Source organism: Enterobacter sp. IF2SW-B1, from assembly GCF_001743375.1.
Lineage (GTDB): Bacteria > Pseudomonadota > Gammaproteobacteria > Enterobacterales > Enterobacteriaceae > Enterobacter > Enterobacter bugandensis.
The window spans coordinates 668,356-687,627 of record NZ_MJAA01000002.1 but is presented as its reverse complement, the minus strand read 5'-3'; the positions used below and the strand labels follow the sequence as shown (position 1 = coordinate 687,627).

Here is a 19,272-nt window from a genome sequence, read left to right as displayed (position 1 = left end):
GTCCGAGGACGTTAAGAATCCATGTCACTTTGAGTGCCCACACAGATTGTCTGATAAATTGTTAAAGAGCAGTGCCGCTTCGTTTTCGCTGCGGCGCGGGGTGTGCATATTACGCTTTCCCGCTTCAGAGTCAAGCGTTTATTTTCGCTGTTCTCTGCTGACCCGGCGGCGTGTGTGCCGTTGTTCCGTGTCAGTGGAGGCGCATTATAGGGAGTAATTCCGAAGCTGCAAGGATAAAGTGAAAATTATTTACCAACTGCTCACTTTCCAGGCAAAACGCATCCCAGACCTCAATTTTCGCCTGGTTTTTAAACAAAAACGAGCCGCAAGCGGCTCGTTTTTGCGTTTTGTGACTTACTGCACTGCCACAATACGATCGTCGTTGGCTTCCAGACGGATAACTTTGCCCGGAATCAGTTCTCCGGAGAGGATCTGCTGCGCCAGCGGGTTTTCGATCTGCTGCTGAATAGCACGTTTCAGTGGACGCGCACCATAAACCGGATCGTAACCATTCTCGCTCAGCAGCTTCAGCGCATCATCGGAGATGTGAATTTCATATCCACGCTCTTCCAGACGTTTGTACAGACGCTGCAGCTGGATCTGCGCAATCGACGCAATGTGTTTCTCACCCAGAGGATGGAATACCACCACTTCGTCAATACGGTTAATGAACTCCGGACGGAAGTTATGGCTCACCACACCGAGCACCAGATCCTTCATATGGCTGTAGTCAAGTTCACCGAAACGTTCCTGAATCAAATCGGAACCCAGGTTCGAGGTCATGATGACGACCGTATTACGGAAATCGACCGTTCTCCCCTGCCCGTCTGTCAGACGACCATCATCCAGCACCTGAAGCAGGATGTTGAACACATCCGGATGCGCTTTTTCCACCTCATCCAGCAGGATGACGGAATAAGGACGCCGGCGCACCGCTTCGGTCAGGTAGCCGCCCTCTTCATAACCAACATATCCCGGAGGCGCACCGACCAGACGCGAGACGGAGTGTTTCTCCATGAACTCGGACATGTCGATACGCACCATCGCATCGTCGCTGTCGAACATAAAGTTTGCCAGCGCTTTACACAGTTCGGTTTTACCGACACCGGTCGGCCCCAGGAACAGGAACGAACCGATCGGGCGATTTGGATCGGAAAGCCCAGCACGGCTACGGCGAATAGCGTTGGAGACCGCTTCAACCGCCTCGTCCTGACCAATCACCCGCTGATGCAGATCCTGCTCCATACGCAGCAGCTTATCGCGTTCGCTTTCCATCATGCGCGCCACCGGAATACCGGTCCAGCGAGCGAGCACTTCGGCAATTTCGGCATCCGTCACTTTATTACGTAACAGACGCATGGTTTTGCCTTCAGACTGCGTGGCGATCTCAAGCTGTTTCTCCAGCTCAGGGATTTTGCCGTACTGCAGTTCAGACATACGTGCCAGGTCACCCACACGGCGAGCCTGCTCAATGGCAATTTTGGCCTGTTCGAGTTCCGCTTTAATGGTCTGCGTGCCAGAGAGGGAGGCTTTCTCGGCTTTCCACTCTTCTTCCAGCTCAGAATACTGGCGCTCTTTATCGTCCAGCTCTTCATTGAGCATATCCAGGCGTTTCTTACTGGCTTCATCAGACTCTTTTTTCAGCGCCTGCTGTTCCAGCTTGAGCTGAATGATGCGGCGGTCGAGTCGGTCCAGTTCTTCCGGCTTCGAGTCAATCTGCATACGAATGCTCGATGCCGCTTCATCGATCAGATCGATTGCTTTATCAGGCAACTGACGATCGGCGATATACCGATGCGAAAGCGTCGCCGCCGCAACGATGGCCGGGTCAGTAATCTGCACATGGTGGTGCAGTTCATAACGCTCTTTCAGACCACGCAGGATCGCGATGGTATCTTCAACGCTTGGCTCAGCAACAAACACTTTCTGGAAGCGACGTTCCAGAGCGGCATCTTTCTCAATGTACTGACGATACTCATCAAGTGTAGTGGCACCGACACAGTGAAGTTCACCACGCGCCAGCGCAGGTTTCAGCATGTTCCCGGCATCCATCGCGCCGTCGGCCTTACCAGCCCCCACCATGGTGTGCAGTTCGTCGATAAACAGAATGACGTTGCCTTCCTGTTTCGCCAGGTCGTTAAGCACGCCTTTCAAACGCTCTTCAAACTCACCGCGGTATTTCGCACCGGCCACCAGCGCGCCCATATCCAGCGCCAGTACGCGGCGGCCTTTCAACCCTTCCGGCACTTCACCGTTTACGATACGCTGCGCAAGCCCTTCAACGATGGCGGTTTTACCGACCCCCGGCTCACCAATCAGTACCGGGTTGTTTTTGGTACGACGCTGCAGTACCTGAATCGTACGGCGGATCTCTTCGTCACGGCCGATAACCGGGTCAAGTTTGCCCTGCTCGGCACGTTCGGTCAGATCGACCGTAAATTTCTTCAAAGCCTGACGTTGGTCTTCGGCTCCCTGATCGTTCACGCTTTCACCTCCGCGCATTTTCTCAATCGCCTGAGTCACATTGGCGGTGGTCGCACCGGCAGATTTCAGCAGGTCGGTCAAGGTACCGCGTGATTCAAGCGCTGCCAGAACAAACAGCTCCGACGAAATAAAGTTGTCCCCACGTTTTTGCGCCAGCTTGTCGCAAAGGTTCAGCACGCGCACCAGATCCTGCGACGGTTGAACGTCGCCGCCGGTACCTTCTACCTGCGGTAAACGGCTCAGCGCCTGATCGATAGCGGTGCGTAACTGGCCAGCATTAATGCCAGCAGACGTTAATAAAGGACGTACCGATCCCCCTTCCTGATTCAGCAAGGCGCTCATTAAATGAAGAGGTTCGATGAATTGGTTGTCGTGCCCCAGTGCAAGGGACTGGGCATCGGCGAGAGCAAGCTGGAATTTATTAGTAAGACGATCCAGACGCATAACTCCTCCCATAACAGGTCAAATTTGCTACTGGAGATTAAATGAGGTCATCCCTCAATTATTCAAGGTTAATGACCTGAATTATGTGAAAAGAAAACGGCACGTGCCGGATCGTCTTGATTCTTTAGGTTATATCAGCCAAATGAAACTTGCCATACGACCCGTCGTCTTGTCGCGGCGATAGGAGAAAAAATCACCCTTTTCGGTGAACGTACAGCGATCGCCGCCGAAGATCTGCGTTACGCCAATATTATTCAGACGCTGGCGGGCAAGCTGGTAAATATCCGCCAGATATTTTTCCCCGGCAGGCAGGAAGGCCTCAATGGCTTGCGGATCTTTTTCCATGAATGCTTCGCGAACCTCCGGCCCCACTTCAAAAGCACGAGGGCCAATCGCCGGACCTAGCCAGGCCATGATATTGGCGGGATCATCATTGAAGCAGGCGACGGTCTCTTCCAGCACGCCCTCGCATAAGCCACGCCAGCCCGCGTGCGCTGCTGCTACCTCCGTACCGGCACGGTTACAAAACAGAACCGGCAGACAATCGGCGGTCATTACGGCACAAACCGTGCCCGGCGTATTACTGTAAGAAGCATCGGCGCGTTTGGAAGCGTAAGGTTCTCCCGTCAGCTTCAGTACCGCTTTGCCGTGAACCTGCTCCAGCCAAACCGGCTTTGACGGCAGATTTCCCGCAGCAAACAGACGCGTGCGGTTCTCTTCAACGTGTTCCAGGCTGTCGCCGCAGTGTGCGCCGAGGTTTAAAGACTCCCACGCGCCCTGGCTCACACCGCCAATACGGGTCGAACTACAGGCGGCCACGCCTGCAGGCAGCGGCCACTCCGGGACAATCAGTTTGGTCATAACCAGTCCACTTGATCCTTATGTTCTTCGAAATCGGCACGCATGGCATCAATGAGTTCCACCATATCCTGCGGGATAGGCGCATGCCATTCCATCTGGATACCACTGATCGGGTGATAAAGACGCAGCATGGTCGCGTGCAGCGCCTGACGATCGAATTTACGCAGTACGCTGATGAACTCATCCGACGCGCCTTTTGGCGGACGCGGACGACCACCGTACACCTGATCCCCCACCAGCGGATGGGTAATGTGCGCCATGTGTACGCGGATCTGGTGAGTACGACCGGTTTCCAGGCGCAGGCGCAGGCGGGTATGAATACGGAAGTGCTCCATAATGCGATAGTGCGTCACCGCCGGTTTACCCATCGGATGCACCGACATATGGGTACGTTTCGTCGGGTGACGGCTGATCGGCTCTTCTACCGTGCCGCCAGCGGTCATGTGTCCAATCGCCACCGCTTCATATTCGCGAGTAATCTCACGCAGCTGCAGCGACTCCACCAGACGGGTCTGAGCGGGAACGGTCTTCGCCACCACCATCAGACCGGTGGTGTCTTTATCCAGACGGTGAACGATGCCTGCACGTGGGACATCCGCAATCGGCGGATAATAATGAAGAAGTGCGTTAAGTACCGTACCGTCTGGATTCCCTGCGCCCGGATGAACAACCAGGTCGCGCGGCTTGTTGATCACCAGAATGTCATCATCTTCATAGACGATGTCCAATGGGATATCCTGCGGCTCGAAGCGGATTTCCTCTTCGATTTCAGCATTGATGGCAACAGCTTCCCCACCAAACACTTTCTCTTTTGGTTTGTCCCAGATCTTGCCGTTTACCAGCACGCGCTGGTCAAGGATCCATTCTTTTATGCGTGAACGCGAATAATCAGGGAACAATTCGGCCAAAGCCTGATCTAAGCGTTGACCGAGCTGATTTTCGGAGACTGTTGCGGTGAGTTCTACTCGTTGTGCCATAAACTGCTTCTTTGTTTAACGTTGGGTTTTACGGCTTTGCCGTTTAATATAGTGTGCTATTGTAGCTGGTCTTAATCGGGAGCAGGAACAGAGTTTCTCCCGGACAAACATTTGAGGAAAGTCAAAACGTCATGACGCGCATGAAATATCTGGTGGCAGCGGCCACGTTGAGCCTGGCTTTGGTGGGCTGCTCCGGTTCGAATGAACAGGTCCCTGACAATCCGCCGAATGAAATCTATGCGACTGCACAACAAAAGTTGCAGGACGGTAACTGGAAACAGGCGATAACGCAACTGGAAGCGTTGGATAATCGCTATCCATTTGGTCCGTATTCGCAGCAGGTACAGTTAGATCTTATCTACGCCTACTACAAAAATGCCGATCTGCCGCTGGCTCAGGCAACTATCGATCGTTTCATGCGTCTGAACCCGACTCATCCTAACATCGACTACGTCATGTACATGCGCGGCCTGACCAACATGGCGCTGGACGACAGCGCCCTGCAGGGCTTCTTCGGCGTAGATCGCTCCGACCGTGACCCGCAGCATGCGCGTGACGCCTTCAATGACTTCTCTAAACTGGTGCGCGGCTATCCAAACAGCCAGTACGTGACCGACGCAACCAAACGTCTGGTGTTCCTGAAAGATCGTCTGGCGAAATATGAGTACTCCGTTGCGGAATACTATACCCGCCGTGGCGCATGGGTTGCCGTGGTTAACCGCGTAGAAGGTATGCTGCGTGATTACCCGGATACTCAGGCAACGCGTGACGGCCTGAAGCTGATGGAAAATGCTTACCGTCAGATGCAGATGACCGCTCAGGCTGAAAAAGTGGCGAAAATAATCGCCGCGAACAGCAGCAACACGTGATAGCGTTTCAATGCAAAACGGCAGCCCGAAGGCTGCCGTTTTTTTATTCAATTCAGACATCCGCTGAAGCGCTTTAGCCTCAACACATCCCGTCAACTATGACCGTAATTCGTACCTTCCACAAGGTAAATCTCATCTCTTCCTGCCCTGCCTCACAAAAAAGATTCCCTGACAAAAACCGACAAAATAACGTGATCTAAATCACACATTTTGACATTAGGTCGGGTATGCTGGAATCACCAAGACGGAAAGACAAGAGGTAAAATTTATGACAATGAACATTACCAGTAAACAAATGGAAATTACTCCGGCAATTCGCCAGCACGTCGCAGACCGTCTCGCCAAACTGGATAAATGGCAAACACATTTGATTAATCCACATATCATCCTGTCCAAGGAGCCCCAGGGTTTCATCGCTGACGCAACTATCAATACTCCAAACGGCCATCTGGTCGCCAGCGCAAAACATGAGGATATGTACACCGCTATTAACGATTTGATCAACAAGCTGGAACGGCAGCTCAATAAAGTGCAACACAAAGGTGAAGCCCGTCGCGCCGCAACGTCGGTGAAAGACGCCAGCTTCGCGGAAGAAGTTGAAGAAGAGTAATCCTTTAAATTGAGTGTACCGCCAACGCGCCTTCGGGCGCGTTTTTTATTGACAGGGTGAAAACAGTACGGGTACTTTAACGGTATCAATCACAGGATGACTTTATGAAACTTACGCCGTTCTTCTTCGCATTCTTTTTTACCTTCCCCTGAACGGGAGGCGTTTCGTCGTGTGATAAAGAATGCGAAGACGAACAACAAGGCCTCCCACACCGGGGGGCCTTTTTTATTGATAACGATAAAATGAGACAGGCAACACTATGACACCGGAAAACCCGTTACTGGATCTGCGAGTAAAAATCAGCGCGCTGGATGAAAAATTACTGGCGCTGCTGGCCGAACGTCGCGCCCTCGCCGTTGAAGTGGGCAAAGCCAAGCTGGACTCCCATCGCCCGGTGCGTGATATCGACCGCGAGCGCGATCTGCTGGAGCGTCTCATCCAGCTCGGTAAAGCGCATCACCTCGATGCCCACTACATCACCCGGCTGTTCCAGCTCATCATCGAAGATTCCGTTCTGACCCAGCAAGCGCTACTCCAGCAGCATCTCAATAAAACCAACCCGCACTCGGCGCGCATCGCCTTCCTCGGGCCTAAAGGCTCCTACTCTCATCTGGCCGCACGCCAGTATGCCGCACGTCATTTTGAAGAGTTTATTGAGAGCGGCTGCGCAAAATTCGCCGATATTTTTAACCAGGTTGAGACCGGCCAGGCGGATTACGCCGTGGTGCCGATTGAAAACACCAGTTCCGGTGCCATCAACGACGTCTACGATCTGCTGCAGCATACCAGCCTGTCGCTGGTCGGCGAGCTGACGATCCCTATCGATCACTGCGTGCTGGTCTCCGGTTCAACGGACCTGAACACGATCGAAACGGTCTACAGCCATCCGCAGCCTTTCCAGCAGTGTAGCCAGTTCCTGAACCGCTATCCGAACTGGAAAATTGAGTACACCGAAAGCACCTCGGCGGCAATGGAAAAAGTAGCGCAGGCCAACTCCCCAACCGTTGCTGCGCTCGGCAGCGAAGCGGGCGGCGCACTGTATGGCTTACAGGTTCTGGAACGCAATCTTGCTAACCAGACGCAAAACATCACCCGCTTCGTGGTGCTGGCCCGCAAGGCAATCAACGTGTCAGACCAGGTGCCGGCGAAAACCACGCTGCTGATGGCGACCGGCCAGCAGGCGGGCGCGCTGGTAGAAGCCCTGCTGGTGCTGCGCAACCACAATTTGATCATGACCAGGCTGGAATCACGCCCAATCCACGGTAATCCATGGGAAGAGATGTTTTACCTCGATATCCAGGCCAACCTGGAATCTGCATCCATGCAGAAAGCCCTGCGCGAACTGGGTGAAATTACCCGTTCAATGAAAGTGCTGGGCTGCTATCCGAGCGAAAACGTCGTCCCGGTCGATCCAAGCTAGCATTCGATAAAACGGCTTTTCTTCATCCCTGCCACATTAACCGGCAGGGTGAAGACGGCTCCGGAAAGCGGATACTTCGCCACCTCCTCCGCATCCATATTTTCCCGCGTGGTGGTAATGAAAAGCGTTTTCATATCATCGCCGCCAAAGCAGACCATCGTCGGGCAACGCACCGGCATGCGGTATTCTTCCAGTTGCTCCCCTTGTGGAGAAAAACGCGCGATACGCCAGCCGTCAAACAGCGCGCTCCAGTAGCAGCCTTCCACATCCATCGCCGCACCGTCCGGTATCCCTTCTCCCGCGTTAAACTGACGAAATACCTCACGCCTGCCGGGTTCGCCCTGCTCGTTAAGCGGCGTGCGGTAAATTACGCCGTTTGGCGTGTCTGAGGTAAACATCCACTGTTTATCCGGGGTAAACGCTAAGCCATTGTGCCCGTGAATATCGCACTGGATCACTTTCGGCGTCAGGTCGTTGTCGATGCGCATCAGCAGGGCACCGTTGTAATCTCCCGGCCCCCAGAACGTGCCCGCATAGAACCGGCCCTTATGGTCGGTACCCCCATCATTAAAACGTGCGAGCTGCGGGTTTGAGGGGTTATCGCACACCTTGCGCTGCAGGAGCCCATGCTTATCGGCAAGCCAGATGCCGTTGCGCATAGCGACGATAAAACCGCCTCGCTCACGCAGGGCAAAGCAGCCCACCTCTTCATGGAAGGAAAGCACGGTATGTTCCGCCGTCGGCAGGTGATAGCGGTGGATCTCCCCTTCCAGAATATCAGCCCAGTAAAGCGCATTTTCTTCTGCGCTCCACGTCGGGCATTCGGGCAGATGCCCGGTGTAGTTCAACAGCAGCTGCGGTTCAGCCATGACAGTTCCCCAAAATGAAAAAAGCCAGCATTGCTGGCTTTCAGTATATACATCATTGGATTACTGGCGACTGTCATTTGCCTGGCGCAACAGCGTGCGGCTTTCACTCTGGAAACGCGTGGCGTAATCGCCGAACCAGTGCTCCACTTTGCGGAAGCTGTCGATAAACGCCTGCTTGTCTCCGTGCTCCAGCAGCGTAATGGCTTCGCCAAAGCGCTGATAGTAGCGCTTGATCAGCGCCAGGTTATTTTCAGACGACATGATGATGTCGGCGTAAAGCTGGGGATCCTGCGCAAACAGACGCCCGACCATCGCCAGCTCAAGACGATAGATCGGTGAAGAGAGCGCCAGCAGCTGTTCAAGCTGCACGTTCTCTTCCGCCAGATGCAGGCCGTAGGCAAAGGTCGCAAAGTGGCGCAGCGCCTGAATGAACGCCATGTTCTGATCGTGCTCAACCGCGCTGATGCGGTGCAGCCTCGCGCCCCAGACCTGAATCTGTTCCAGGAACCATTGATAGGCTTCAGGCTGACGGCCGTCGCAGTAAACCACCACCTGCTTCGCCAGGCTGCCACTGTCCGGGCCAAACATCGGGTGCAGCCCGAGCACCGGGCCCGTATGCGCAGCCAGCATCGCCTGCAGAGGACCGTTTTTAACGGAAGCCAGATCCACCAGAATGCAGTCTTTTGGTAAAGGAGGAAGCTTCCCGATGATCTGCTCCGTCACGTGGATCGGCACGCTGACGATAACCATTCCGGCATCTTTCATCAGTTCTGGTGCTTGTGCCCAGTCCTCTTTTTCCAGAATGCGCACCTGATAGCCAGAAAGCGTCAGCATTTTCTCGAACAGACGCCCCATCTGCCCTGCTCCGCCAACAATCACCACCGGACGCAGGGACGGACAGAGGGTTTTAAAGCCCTTGTCGTTTTCGCTGGAATAGGATTCCCGCATCACGCGACGCAGTACATCTTCAATCAAATCCGGCGAAACGCCCAGCGCCTGCGCCTCTTTACGACGGGAGGCCAGCATTGAGGCTTCGCGCTCCGGGACGTAAATCGGCAGGCCGTATTTGCTTTTCACCTCACCGACTTCGGCAACAAGCGCCATGCGGCGCGCCAGCAGGTCCAGCAGCGCCTTATCCACTTCATCAATTTGATCGCGCAGTGCGGTCAATTCAGCAACCATAACTACCCTCTTAAGCCAGACGCGTCGCCAGCTGGCCGCTTAAATCTTTATGGATCTCACGCAGCAGCGCATCGGTGGTTTCCCAGCTGATGCAGGCATCCGTCACGGAGACGCCGTGCTTCATCGCGCTGCGCGGCTGTTCTGATGACTGATTACCTTCATGAATGTTGCTCTCAATCATCAGGCCGATAATCGAACGGTTTCCGTCTTTGATCTGTGCGACCACGGATTCCGCAACCGCTGGCTGGCGACGGTAATCTTTATTCGAATTACCATGACTGCAATCTACCATCAGTGCCGGACGCAGTCCCGCCTGTTCCATCTCTTTTTCACACTGCGCCACGTCCGCCGGGCTGTAGTTTGGCGCTTTACCGCCGCGCAGGATCACATGACCGTCCGGGTTGCCCTGCGTTTGCAGCAGGCACACCTGGCCCGCCTGGTTGATCCCAACAAAGCGGTGCGGCATGGCGGCGGCGCGCATGGCGTTGATCGCCGTCGCCAGGCTGCCATCGGTACCGTTTTTAAAGCCAACCGGCATCGACAGGCCAGACGCCATCTCACGGTGGGTTTGCGATTCAGTCGTACGCGCACCAATTGCGGACCAGCTAAACAGATCGCCCAGGTATTGCGGGCTGTTTGGATCCAGCGCTTCGGTTGCCAGCGGCAGCCCCATGCTGACCAGTTCCACCAGCAGGCGACGCGCAATCTTCAGGCCTGCTTCCACATCAAACGAGCCATCCATGTGCGGATCGTTGATCAATCCTTTCCAGCCAACCGTCGTGCGTGGCTTTTCAAAATAGACGCGCATCACCAGATAGAGGCTATCGCTGACCTCCTCCGCTAATGCTTTAAATCGACGCGCATACTCAATGGCGGTTTCAGGATCGTGAATAGAGCAAGGACCACAAACCACCAGCAGGCGCGGATCGCGGCCAGCGATAATGTCAGAAATGGTCTGGCGAGAGTGCTCGATCTGAGCCTCCTGCGCGGCGCTCAGCGGAAACTCCGCTTTCAGTTGATCCGGGGTAATCAAAACCTGTTCGTCAGTGATATGTACGTTGTTCAGCGCGTCTTTTTGCATGATAGCGATCCTGTAAAGCTCGTTTGCGATAGTTGTTTTCCTCAGTGAGGTGAAACCACGATACCATAAAAAGTAAACATTTCAATCCAAAATACGTACACATTAGTTTACATTGGCACAATTAAGGCAAAAATAAGCCGCTAAAATCGTAAAGTTTAAATTACAGTCTAAATTTCTCCCTCCAGGCTATGCTGAAGAAAAAGGAGAAGGGTTATGCGATCGATTGCTTTCGTCCTGCTGTCGCTGTTTTTATCGGGCTGTAAGATTAATCCTTACACTTTCCAGCCCAACTGGACGAGCCCGGACTGGTTCAGCGCGGGTAAAGAAGACGCCATAAATGGCCTGCCGGTTAAAGATAACCAGACCCTGGCCGATAGTTTTAACGACCCCCACGTCGATCGTAATGAATATCTTCGCGGCTATGCTGATGGTCAGAAAAAAGTGTGTGAAGAAGGCTTTATTCATGCATGGGGATTAGCGGGCAAATCTTATCCAGCCAGTTGTGATACTGTTGAAAATGCAGCGAAACTGCATGCGTCATGGCAAAAAGGAATGGATGAAAGTATGCGTTCCAGCAGGCTTAATTAAGCCTGCTTTTATTCTTTGGAAAATAAACAACTGTAGGATTTAGCTTAGGTCAGCCATGAGCTATTTCTGACATAATGACGATTCTGATAAACAATGGTATTCTGCCCGCAACTCTTAAGGACATCTATTTCCGGAGCGGTACGGCGGATTCTGGTGAGAAATTTATACTTGAACTCTTTGTTCCGACTCACTCTGGTGCTAATGCTGTTCCTTATGGTGGGCCCGGCGATGGCAGGCGCGCTCTCGGAGACAGATAAATCGGTACGTTCTATTGTCTCAGGCATAGTGAGCTATACGCGATGGCCGTCGCTTTCCGGTCAGCCTAAACTCTGCATCTATGCCACTTCTCACTATACGCACGCGCTCAGCGAAAACCAGGGGCATAACGAGTTACCTTATACCCCCGTTATTGTACGTAACGATCGGGAAGCCCTGGCCGCGACATGCGATGCTGTTTATTTCGGGACTGAACCACCTGCGAAACAACTTGAATTAATAAGTCAATATCAGGGCAGAGCATTGCTATTAATCTCAGAGCAAAATCCGGAATGTGTTATTGGCAGCGCCTTTTGCCTGATAATCGATCGTGGCCAGGTGCGATTTTCCGTCAATCTGGATGCGTTGACACGCAGTGGCGTCAGGGTTAACCCGGATGTATTGATGCTTGCACGGAATAAGCAGCATGGATAAAGATTTCATCTCGACGCAGCGTCCGACCTTTAAAAGAACGCTGAGGCGAAACAGCATGATAAGCGTCATCATCACAATGACGTTAATATGGCTGTTGCTCTGTTTTGCCTCGGTCGTAACATTAAAACAATACGCGCAAAAAAATCTCGAATTAACCGGCGCCACAATGAGCCACAGCCTTGAAGCCTCTCTGGTTTTCAACGATTCACTGGCGGCCAACGAAACGCTCGCTGCGCTGGGTAAGCAGGGGCAGTTTGCCGTAGCAGAAGTCATCAACGGGCATAAAAAGCGCTTTGCCTACTGGTCCTGGAACCCGAAGGATAATAACGACACGCTGGGGGCGCTGGTCAGCCGCTGGCTTTTCCCCGTTCCGGTTGCGCAGCCCATCCTGCACAACGGCGCGAAGATAGGTGAAATACGTCTTACCGCGCGTGACAGCCTTATCAGCCATTTCATCTGGATGTCGTTTGCCGTCCTCACCGGCTGTATTCTTTTTGCAACCGTCGTCGCGCTCACCATTACCCAGTCTCTGCACCGCGGCATGGTCACGGCGCTGCAAAATATCACCGACGTTGTGCATGACGTCCGCACCAATCGCAACTTTTCCCGTCGGGTGAAAGATGGGCGCATTGAAGAATTCCATCAGTTTGGAGAAGACTTCAACAGCCTGCTGGACGAGATGGAGGAGTGGCAGCTTAAGCTACAGGCGAAAAACGCTCAGCTGCTTCGTACCGCCATGCACGACCCGCTCACCGGTCTTGCTAACCGCGCTGCGTTTCGTAACAGTATTGCGGCATTAATGAATGACCCCTCGGCAAAAACAAACTCGGCCCTGCTCTTCCTCGACGGTGATAATTTTAAGTTTATTAACGACACCTGGGGACACGCGGCAGGAGACTGCGTGCTGATTGAAGTCGCCAGCAGGATGGTGGAATTTGGCGATAAACGCCACCAGTCCTACCGCCTTGGCGGTGACGAATTTGCCATGGTGCTGTACGGGGTGCATTCTGAACCAGAGGTTCAACACATTTGTGCTGCGCTAGCGCAGCAGTTTATCCGTCCGTTTGATCTGCATAACGGACAAAAAGCATCGATGTCACTCAGCATTGGCTTTGCTCTGGCGTGGGAAAATGCTTCCGTGGAAGCATTACTGGAGAGGGCTGACCGCAACATGTACCAGGTTAAAAACCAGCGTACGAAAACAATAAGTTAGAAAGGATACACTATGTTAAAACGTTACTTCGCGCCGTTAGTTATGGCCTCACTGGTTCTGGCAGGCTGTCAGTCGCCGCCCCAGGGCAAATTTACTCCTGAGCAAATCGCGGCGATGAAGTCATACGGTTTTAACGAACTGAACGGCGACTGGTCGCTTGGTATGTCGGACACCATCCTCTTTGATAAGAATGACGCCAGACTGCGTCCGGAAAGTGAAACACAGATCCAGTCCATGGCCTCTCGTCTGGCGAAAACTGGCCTGAATCACGCGCGAATGGACGGTCATACGGATAATTACGGTGAAGCAAGCTACAACGAAGCCCTGTCGTTAAAACGCGCCAATGCCGTGGCCGACGCCTGGGCGAAAGGCGCGAATATCCCGCGCAGCAATCTCACCACCCGGGGATTAGGCCAAAAATATCCGATTGCGAGCAACAGCACTGCACAAGGGCGCGCTGAAAACCGCCGGGTGTCAGTGGTGATCAGCGCGCCATAGGATTATTTAGCGGATGATTCGGTGAGCGACACGCCTGTTGCCGCTCGCCAGCGCAGCCAGTCAATCAGAACAAACAGCGCCAGACTCACGCCCATCACCGGCAAAGCCAGCCCCAGCAGTGCGCTGATGACCACAGTAACACCTCTTCCCCACCCTGACAGCGCCAGCCAGCTCTGAGTAAGCGTCTGCACCGGACTCATTGCCGACTGTGCCGGACGACGCATCCACCACATCCGGTATCCCCAGATGATAAGCACGCACAGGGCAAGGCCGAAAGCAACGAGCAGCAGCTGATTCACCAGCCCGAATAAGATCCCCATATGGAAATCCACGCCCCAGCGGGTCAGTTTTGCCATGAGCGGGAAGTCCTCGAATCGGGTTCTGTCGAGGATCTGCATCGTACCGGGATCAACCGCAACGGCGTCCACCTGAGTCGGCCAGCTGCGGTCGATTTCCGTCACTGTCCATGCGCGATCCATTGTTTTCGCCGGGCGGATCTCCAGCCTGTTGGCATCAATCCCCGCTTTACGCGCCGCGCTTAACACACCGTCAAACCGAGTCAGATCCATCGCCATTTCCGGCATCACCATTCCGCCGTGATGGCCACGGTGTTCGGCGTGCTCATCCACGCTCTCCGGCACGCCGGATAGCGTCGTATTCACCTGCGGGGTTAGCCAGTTCAACTCAGCGCGCAGCTTATCAACATTCCCCCCCGCCCACTGGGACCAGGTCAGGCCGGTTGCAGAGAAGAGCAGCATGCCCCCCAGTAATATCCAGCCGAGCGTCACATGCACCCGACGGCGGTTCTGGAAGCGATTGTTAATCCGGCGTTTTGGTCGGGTATAAAACCACAGGGCAATCCCTCCCAGTGCGGCCACCCACATCCAGGAAGCGGCCAGTTCGCTATAGAGCCGCCCGATATCGCCCAGCATCAGAGAGGTATGCAGATAATCAATGGTCTGACGCAGCGGTAAAATCCCGCTGGTGCCGTACACCGTCATATCCCCCCGCACCGCCAGGCTTACCGGATCGATAAAGATCGCCCGGTTTTCCGAGGACCCCAGCGTCGGGTCAGCAAACATCACGCGGGTGGTTTCACCTTCAACCAGCCCCGGGCGAACGGCGTGCAAACGCAAATCTGAGCCAACGGCCTTTTCCGCCGTGGCGATTTGTTCCGCCAGCGACTTCGGTTCGCCCACGGAATTCGTGTGGAGCGCGTCCCGGTAGAGCGCATTCTCGAGCTGCGGGGTCGCCACGTACAGCGTACCGGTCAGCGCGGCGAAGAAGATAAACGGGCCGACAAATAGCCCGACGTAGAAATGGAGGCGACGCAGCAGGTTTCCCCATGCCGCGCGCGGAGTGCAGGTAGTCATACTTTTCCTTTTTAAGGCAAAAAGTTATCGATTGAGTTTTTAAAGGGAAAAAGCAGACTGCCGCGGCGGCGCGCGGGTATCAGGGTAAAGCCAGGGGAAAAAGTGCCAGTGGCTGACCGCCTGACGCGGCGGCTTAACGCGAAGCCTCTGCAGCACGATACTGAGCAGCACAATCAGCGCGAGCATCACGCCCGGCACGTGGGCTAACAGCACGCAGTAGCCACAGGCTTCCGCATGGTCAACCGGCATCGTGTGCGGCATATCGCCGTGATGCTCGTCCATCGACATCATGCTCATGTCATGATGCATGCCCGGCATGGCGCTCATGGGGTCTTTCTGCAACGAGACGGAGATAAGGGGTGCCACCACGATCAGCAGGATCGCAAACAGCGCGGTCAATGCCGCTGCGCGTTTCCGGTTAGGCTGATGCAGTACGTTATCCACGTCCCCTCCATTCAAGAGGCAAGCATTGTAAATGATTTATGACGAAAGGGTTAATGCGAGAGGTGCGATGGGATAAAAAAAGGGCCAGCCTTTCGGCCAGCCCTTTCTAACAGGATGTCGCTTAAGCGAATCTTAGTTCAGACGCTCTTTAATACGAGCAGACTTACCAGTACGCTCACGCAGGTAGTACAGTTTAGCTTTACGTACAGCACCACGACGTTTAACAGCAATGCTGTCAACTACCGGAGAGTGAGTCTGGAAGACACGCTCAACGCCTTCGCCGTTGGAAATTTTACGAACAGTGAATGCAGAGTGCAGACCGCGGTTACGAATAGCGATAACCACGCCCTCGAATGCCTGCAGACGTTTTTTGGAACCTTCAACAACCCATACTTTCACTTCCACGGTGTCACCTGGACGGAAGGAAGGTACGTCCTGCTTCATCTGCTCTTGTTCAAGTTGCTTAATAATGTTGCTCATAATTTAATCTCTTATCCTGGGTAAACTGATATTCGGGAGCGTATTACGCCTTCCCATCATGTTCATGCTGCTGGTGCGCGTGTTCAGTTTTGAACTCGGCCAGCAACTTTGCTTGCTCTTCAGTCAGAGCCAGGTTTTCCAGAAGTTCAGGTCTTCTAAGCCAGGTTCGGCCCAGCGACTGCTTCAAACGCCAGCGACGTATCTCGGCATGGTTTCCTGACAGTAACACTGCCGGTACTTCCATCCCTTCTAACACTTCAGGACGAGTATAGTGTGGACAGTCCAGCAACCCATCAGCAAAGGAATCTTCCGTTGCCGAAGCTTCATGGCCCAGAACCCCCGGAATAAACCGGGCGACGGAGTCAATCAGCGTCATTGCCGGTAACTCACCACCGCTGAGAACGTAATCGCCGATAGACCATTCTTCGTCAATCTCGGTTTGAATTACGCGCTCATCTATCCCTTCGTAGCGCCCACAGACCAGAATCAGCTTTTGATTCGTCGCCAGTTCGCTCACGCCCGCTTGATCAAGCTTGCGTCCCTGAGGTGACAGATAAATCACCTTTGCGCCTTCACCTGCCGCGGCTTTTGCTGTGTGAATGGCGTCCCGTAAGGGTTGCACCATCATTAACATCCCCGGTCCGCCGCCGTAAGGACGATCGTCCACGGTACGGTGCCGGTCATGAGTAAAGTCACGCGGACTCCAGCTCTGGATGCTCAGCAGGCCATTCTTTACTGCCCGGCCAGTTACCCCGTAATCGGTAATCGCGCGGAACATTTCAGGAAACAGGCTAATTATGCCAATCCACATAGCGCCGTCTTTTACCGTTTATCCGGAGAATTTAAAAACCAGGATCCCAATCTACTTCAATGGTTTGAGTAGCGAGATCGACTTTCTTGATAACCTGTCCATCGAGGAACGGGACCAGCCGCTCCTTGATGCCAAATGCATCTTTCAGGTTTGCCTTAATGACGAGAACGTCATTTGACCCGGTTTCCATCATATCGATGACTTTCCCCAGGCTGTAACCTTCAGTGGTGACTACCTGGCAGCCCATAAGGTCTTTCCAGTAGTAGTCGCCCTCTTCCAGCTGTGGCAACTGCGACGAATCCACGACAATTTCACAATTAGTCAGCGCATTCGCGGCATCACGATCGTCAATGCCTTTCAGCTTGATGATGATGTCCTGATTGTGGTGACGCCAGCTTTCCAGCTCGACCTCTTCCCACTTACCGGCTTTCTGGATGAACCAGGGCTGGTAATCAAAAATGCTATCAGCGTCTTCAGTGGAGGAAAACACTCTGAGCCAACCACGGATACCGTAGCAAGAACCCATTTTTCCCAATACGATCGGTTCAACAGGTGCTTTATTGCTCATCATGACCACCGTGACAGATTAAGCTGCTTTGTTTGCTGCTTTGATCAGCGTAGCAACGCGATCGGAAACAGTAGCGCCCTGGCCAACCCAGTGAGCGATACGATCCAGATCCAGACGGGTTTCTTCTTCTGCGCCAGAGGCCAGTGGGTTGAAGAAACCAACGCGCTCAATGAAGCGACCGTTGCGTGCATTACGGCTGTCAGTCACAACAACCTGGTAGAACGGACGCTTTTTAGCGCCGTGACGTGCTAAACGAATAGTTACCATAACATCCTCTTGTGTGAATAAAACAACCGGGCCCCATCGAGGAACGGAGCCCGGGTGACATATTAAAAGCCCGAAAATTTTACTCATTTTCGGGCAAAAAGCAATCTCAAAAGCGATTAACGCCCTGGAAAACCGGGAGGCATCATGCCTTTCATGCCGCGCATCATCTTCGCCATGCCGCCTTTCTTCATTTTCTTCATCATGCGCTGCATGTCGTCGAACTGTTTCAGAAGGCGGTTAACGTCCTGCACCTGCATGCCGCAACCGGCAGCGATACGGCGCTTACGGGAACCTTTGATGATTTCTGGCTTGGCTCGTTCCTTCAGCGTCATGGAGTTAATGATCGCCTCCATACGCACCAGCACTTTGTCATCCATCTGGGATTTAACGTTGTCAGGGATCTGGCCCATGCCCGGCAGTTTGCCCATCAGGCTTGCCATGCCGCCCATGTTTTTCATCTGACGCAGCTGCTCAAGGAAGTCGGTCAGATCGAAACCGTCACCTTTTTTCAGCTTGCTGGCGAGCTTTTCAGCCTGCGCGCGGTCGACCTTGCTCTCGATATCTTCGATCAACGACAGCACGTCGCCCATGCCGAGGATACGGGAGGCGATACGGTCCGGGTGGAACGGCTCCAGCGCTTCGGTTTTCTCGCCCACGCCGAGGAACTTGATCGGCTTACCGGTGATATGTCGAATGGAAAGCGCCGCACCGCCGCGGGCGTCGCCGTCGACTTTTGTCAGCACCACGCCGGTTAACGGCAGCGCTTCGTTAAACGCTTTCGCGGTGTTCGCCGCATCCTGACCGGTCATGGCGTCAACGACAAACAGGGTCTCTACCGGGTTGATAGAAGCGTGCACCTGCTTGATTTCGTCCATCATCGCTTCGTCAACGTGCAGACGACCGGCGGTATCCACCAGCAGCACGTCGTAGAATTTCAGCTTCGCTTCTTTCAGCGCGGCGTTAACGATGTCGACAGGCTTCTGGGCAACGTCGGACGGGAAGAAGTCCACGCCGACCTGCTCGGCCAGCGTTTCCAGCTGCTTGATCGCCGCCGGGCGATAGACGTCTGCAGAGACCACCAGCACTTTCTTCTTGTGCTTTTCGCGCAGGAATTTACCCAGCTTACCGACGCTGGTGGTTTTACCCGCACCCTGCAGGCCCGCCATCAGCACCACGGCCGGCGGCTGAGCCGCCAGGTTAAGCACCTGGTTCTCTTCGCCCATCGCCGAAACCAGTTCGTTACGAACGATTTTGACGAACTCCTGACCCGGGGTCAGGCTCTTGTTAACTTCATGACCAACCGCCTTCTCTTTTACGCGGTTGATAAAATCACGAACAACCGGCAACGCCACGTCTGCTTCCAGCAGCGCCATGCGCACTTCGCGCAGCGTTTCCTTGATGTTCTCTTCAGTAAGGCGTCCGCGGCCGCTGATGTTGCGCAGCGTGCGCGACAAACGATCGGTTAAATTATCAAACATTGTCTCTCGCCTGAGTAGAAACGTTGGGCCGCATTGAGCGACACATACACAGAATTTTGCCGGAG

At 53.9% G+C, this 19,272-nt stretch carries 21 protein-coding genes and 1 other annotated feature; of the genes, 8 read left to right on the top strand and 13 right to left on the bottom strand.

Going from position 1 to position 19,272, the window contains the following annotated elements:
* Positions 1-354: 354 nt before the first annotated feature.
* From clpB to rluD, 3 genes are all read right to left on the bottom strand, one after another.
* On the bottom strand, positions 355-2,928 hold the full coding sequence (gene clpB / locus A6013_RS07670) for an ATP-dependent chaperone ClpB (RefSeq protein WP_041908644.1): 2,574 nt from the start codon (positions 2,926-2,928) through the stop codon (positions 355-357).
* A gap of 129 nt (positions 2,929-3,057) precedes the next feature.
* Complete coding sequence (gene yfiH / locus A6013_RS07665) at positions 3,058-3,789, bottom strand: purine nucleoside phosphorylase YfiH (RefSeq protein ID WP_041908642.1); 732 nt, start codon at positions 3,787-3,789, stop codon at positions 3,058-3,060.
* Positions 3,786-4,766, bottom strand: a complete 981-nt coding sequence (rluD, locus tag A6013_RS07660) for a 23S rRNA pseudouridine(1911/1915/1917) synthase RluD (RefSeq protein ID WP_028014116.1) — start codon at positions 4,764-4,766, stop codon at positions 3,786-3,788. The genes yfiH and rluD overlap by 4 nt, the downstream gene beginning before the upstream one ends.
* Before the next feature lie 131 nt (positions 4,767-4,897).
* Here rluD and bamD point away from each other — a divergent pair, with 131 nt between their 5' ends.
* The 4 genes from bamD to pheA all read left to right on the top strand — a co-directional run bounded on the left by bamD (position 4,898) and on the right by pheA (position 7,665).
* Positions 4,898-5,635, top strand: coding sequence for an outer membrane protein assembly factor BamD (bamD, locus tag A6013_RS07655; RefSeq protein ID WP_023308867.1), 738 nt, complete (start codon positions 4,898-4,900; stop codon positions 5,633-5,635).
* Between the two features lie 268 nt (positions 5,636-5,903).
* Positions 5,904-6,245: a ribosome-associated translation inhibitor RaiA gene (gene raiA / locus A6013_RS07650; protein WP_003863162.1), complete on the top strand. Its 342-nt coding sequence runs from the start codon at positions 5,904-5,906 to the stop codon at positions 6,243-6,245.
* A gap of 103 nt (positions 6,246-6,348) precedes the next feature.
* Positions 6,349-6,474: a sequence feature (Phe leader region), on the top strand.
* A complete protein-coding gene (gene pheL, locus A6013_RS26755; RefSeq protein ID WP_100249759.1) occupies positions 6,350-6,397 on the top strand; it encodes a pheA operon leader peptide PheL in 48 nt (15 codons plus the stop codon). It overlaps the preceding feature by 48 nt.
* A 30-nt stretch (positions 6,475-6,504) precedes the next feature.
* Complete coding sequence (gene pheA / locus A6013_RS07645; protein ID WP_028014117.1) at positions 6,505-7,665, top strand: bifunctional chorismate mutase/prephenate dehydratase; 1,161 nt, start codon at positions 6,505-6,507, stop codon at positions 7,663-7,665.
* Here the strand turns inward: pheA and A6013_RS07640 are convergent.
* The 3 genes from A6013_RS07640 to aroF are packed head-to-tail and all read right to left on the bottom strand — an operon-like array spanning position 7,662 to position 10,797.
* Positions 7,662-8,534 carry an SMP-30/gluconolactonase/LRE family protein gene (locus A6013_RS07640; protein ID WP_069732809.1) on the bottom strand — a complete coding sequence of 291 codons (873 nt, stop codon included), beginning with the start codon at positions 8,532-8,534 and terminating at the stop codon, positions 7,662-7,664. The genes pheA and A6013_RS07640 overlap by 4 nt on opposite strands.
* A 60-nt stretch (positions 8,535-8,594) precedes the next feature.
* Complete coding sequence (tyrA, locus tag A6013_RS07635; protein ID WP_028014119.1) at positions 8,595-9,716, bottom strand: bifunctional chorismate mutase/prephenate dehydrogenase; 1,122 nt, start codon at positions 9,714-9,716, stop codon at positions 8,595-8,597.
* 10 nt (positions 9,717-9,726) lie between these two features.
* The gene (gene aroF, locus A6013_RS07630; RefSeq protein WP_041908638.1) at positions 9,727-10,797 is read right to left on the bottom strand and encodes a 3-deoxy-7-phosphoheptulonate synthase AroF; all 1,071 of its coding nucleotides are present in this window, start codon (positions 10,795-10,797) and stop codon (positions 9,727-9,729) included.
* 213 nt (positions 10,798-11,010) lie between these two features.
* On the opposite strand from aroF, the gene A6013_RS07625 reads away from it, so the two are divergent.
* From A6013_RS07625 to A6013_RS07610, 4 genes are all read left to right on the top strand, one after another.
* Positions 11,011-11,385, top strand: a complete 375-nt coding sequence (locus tag A6013_RS07625; protein ID WP_069732808.1) for a DUF2799 domain-containing protein — start codon at positions 11,011-11,013, stop codon at positions 11,383-11,385.
* A gap of 228 nt (positions 11,386-11,613) precedes the next feature.
* Positions 11,614-12,075 carry a YfiR family protein gene (locus A6013_RS07620; protein ID WP_370528543.1) on the top strand — a complete coding sequence of 154 codons (462 nt, stop codon included), beginning with the start codon at positions 11,614-11,616 and terminating at the stop codon, positions 12,073-12,075.
* A complete protein-coding gene (gene dgcN, locus A6013_RS07615) occupies positions 12,068-13,288 on the top strand; it encodes a diguanylate cyclase DgcN (RefSeq protein WP_045260861.1) in 1,221 nt (406 codons plus the stop codon). The genes A6013_RS07620 and dgcN overlap by 8 nt, the downstream gene beginning before the upstream one ends.
* Before the next feature lie 12 nt (positions 13,289-13,300).
* Positions 13,301-13,786, top strand: coding sequence for an OmpA family protein (locus tag A6013_RS07610; RefSeq protein ID WP_028014123.1), 486 nt, complete (start codon positions 13,301-13,303; stop codon positions 13,784-13,786).
* Positions 13,787-13,788: 2 nt separating this feature from the next.
* Here A6013_RS07610 and A6013_RS07605 read toward each other — a convergent pair whose 3' ends face one another.
* The 7 genes from A6013_RS07605 to ffh all read right to left on the bottom strand — a co-directional run bounded on the left by A6013_RS07605 (position 13,789) and on the right by ffh (position 19,207).
* Positions 13,789-15,159, bottom strand: coding sequence for a PepSY domain-containing protein (locus A6013_RS07605; protein WP_069732807.1), 1,371 nt, complete (start codon positions 15,157-15,159; stop codon positions 13,789-13,791).
* Between the two features lie 39 nt (positions 15,160-15,198).
* Positions 15,199-15,603 carry a DUF2946 domain-containing protein gene (locus A6013_RS07600; RefSeq protein ID WP_045260864.1) on the bottom strand — a complete coding sequence of 135 codons (405 nt, stop codon included), beginning with the start codon at positions 15,601-15,603 and terminating at the stop codon, positions 15,199-15,201.
* Between the two features lie 132 nt (positions 15,604-15,735).
* On the bottom strand, positions 15,736-16,083 hold the full coding sequence (gene rplS / locus A6013_RS07595; protein ID WP_002914145.1) for a 50S ribosomal protein L19: 348 nt from the start codon (positions 16,081-16,083) through the stop codon (positions 15,736-15,738).
* 43 nt (positions 16,084-16,126) lie between these two features.
* Positions 16,127-16,894 carry a tRNA (guanosine(37)-N1)-methyltransferase TrmD gene (trmD, locus tag A6013_RS07590; protein WP_003863138.1) on the bottom strand — a complete coding sequence of 256 codons (768 nt, stop codon included), beginning with the start codon at positions 16,892-16,894 and terminating at the stop codon, positions 16,127-16,129.
* A 31-nt stretch (positions 16,895-16,925) separates the two neighbouring features.
* Entirely contained in the window at positions 16,926-17,465 is a 540-nt protein-coding gene (gene rimM / locus A6013_RS07585; protein ID WP_028014127.1) for a ribosome maturation factor RimM, read from the bottom strand.
* A 15-nt stretch (positions 17,466-17,480) separates the two neighbouring features.
* Positions 17,481-17,729, bottom strand: a complete 249-nt coding sequence (rpsP, locus tag A6013_RS07580; protein ID WP_022649067.1) for a 30S ribosomal protein S16 — start codon at positions 17,727-17,729, stop codon at positions 17,481-17,483.
* A 116-nt stretch (positions 17,730-17,845) separates the two neighbouring features.
* Entirely contained in the window at positions 17,846-19,207 is a 1,362-nt protein-coding gene (ffh, locus tag A6013_RS07575) for a signal recognition particle protein (protein ID WP_003863132.1), read from the bottom strand.
* Between the last annotated feature and the right edge of the window lie 65 nt (positions 19,208-19,272).

Bases quoted from the DNA above. Each gene is read 5' to 3' on its own strand.
- rimM (WP_028014127.1), bottom strand. From the start codon at position 17,465: ATGATGAGCAATAAAGCACCTGTTGAACCGATCGTATTGGGAAAAATG.
- yfiH (WP_041908642.1), bottom strand. From the start codon at position 3,789: ATGACCAAACTGATTGTCCCGGAGTGGCCGCTGCCTGCAGGCGTGGCC.
- raiA (WP_003863162.1), top strand. From the start codon at position 5,904: ATGACAATGAACATTACCAGTAAACAAATGGAAATTACTCCGGCAATT.
- trmD (WP_003863138.1), bottom strand. From the start codon at position 16,894: ATGTGGATTGGCATAATTAGCCTGTTTCCTGAAATGTTCCGCGCGATT.
- A6013_RS07620 (WP_370528543.1), top strand. From the start codon at position 11,614: ATGGCAGGCGCGCTCTCGGAGACAGATAAATCGGTACGTTCTATTGTC.
- A6013_RS07605 (WP_069732807.1), bottom strand. From the start codon at position 15,159: ATGACTACCTGCACTCCGCGCGCGGCATGGGGAAACCTGCTGCGTCGC.
- pheA (WP_028014117.1), top strand. From the start codon at position 6,505: ATGACACCGGAAAACCCGTTACTGGATCTGCGAGTAAAAATCAGCGCG.
- A6013_RS07640 (WP_069732809.1), bottom strand. From the start codon at position 8,534: ATGGCTGAACCGCAGCTGCTGTTGAACTACACCGGGCATCTGCCCGAA.
- ffh (WP_003863132.1), bottom strand. From the start codon at position 19,207: ATGTTTGATAATTTAACCGATCGTTTGTCGCGCACGCTGCGCAACATC.
- A6013_RS07610 (WP_028014123.1), top strand. From the start codon at position 13,301: ATGTTAAAACGTTACTTCGCGCCGTTAGTTATGGCCTCACTGGTTCTG.
- rplS (WP_002914145.1), bottom strand. From the start codon at position 16,083: ATGAGCAACATTATTAAGCAACTTGAACAAGAGCAGATGAAGCAGGAC.
- dgcN (WP_045260861.1), top strand. From the start codon at position 12,068: ATGGATAAAGATTTCATCTCGACGCAGCGTCCGACCTTTAAAAGAACG.
- rpsP (WP_022649067.1), bottom strand. From the start codon at position 17,729: ATGGTAACTATTCGTTTAGCACGTCACGGCGCTAAAAAGCGTCCGTTC.
- A6013_RS07625 (WP_069732808.1), top strand. From the start codon at position 11,011: ATGCGATCGATTGCTTTCGTCCTGCTGTCGCTGTTTTTATCGGGCTGT.
- bamD (WP_023308867.1), top strand. From the start codon at position 4,898: ATGACGCGCATGAAATATCTGGTGGCAGCGGCCACGTTGAGCCTGGCT.
- aroF (WP_041908638.1), bottom strand. From the start codon at position 10,797: ATGCAAAAAGACGCGCTGAACAACGTACATATCACTGACGAACAGGTT.
- tyrA (WP_028014119.1), bottom strand. From the start codon at position 9,716: ATGGTTGCTGAATTGACCGCACTGCGCGATCAAATTGATGAAGTGGAT.
- clpB (WP_041908644.1), bottom strand. From the start codon at position 2,928: ATGCGTCTGGATCGTCTTACTAATAAATTCCAGCTTGCTCTCGCCGAT.
- rluD (WP_028014116.1), bottom strand. From the start codon at position 4,766: ATGGCACAACGAGTAGAACTCACCGCAACAGTCTCCGAAAATCAGCTC.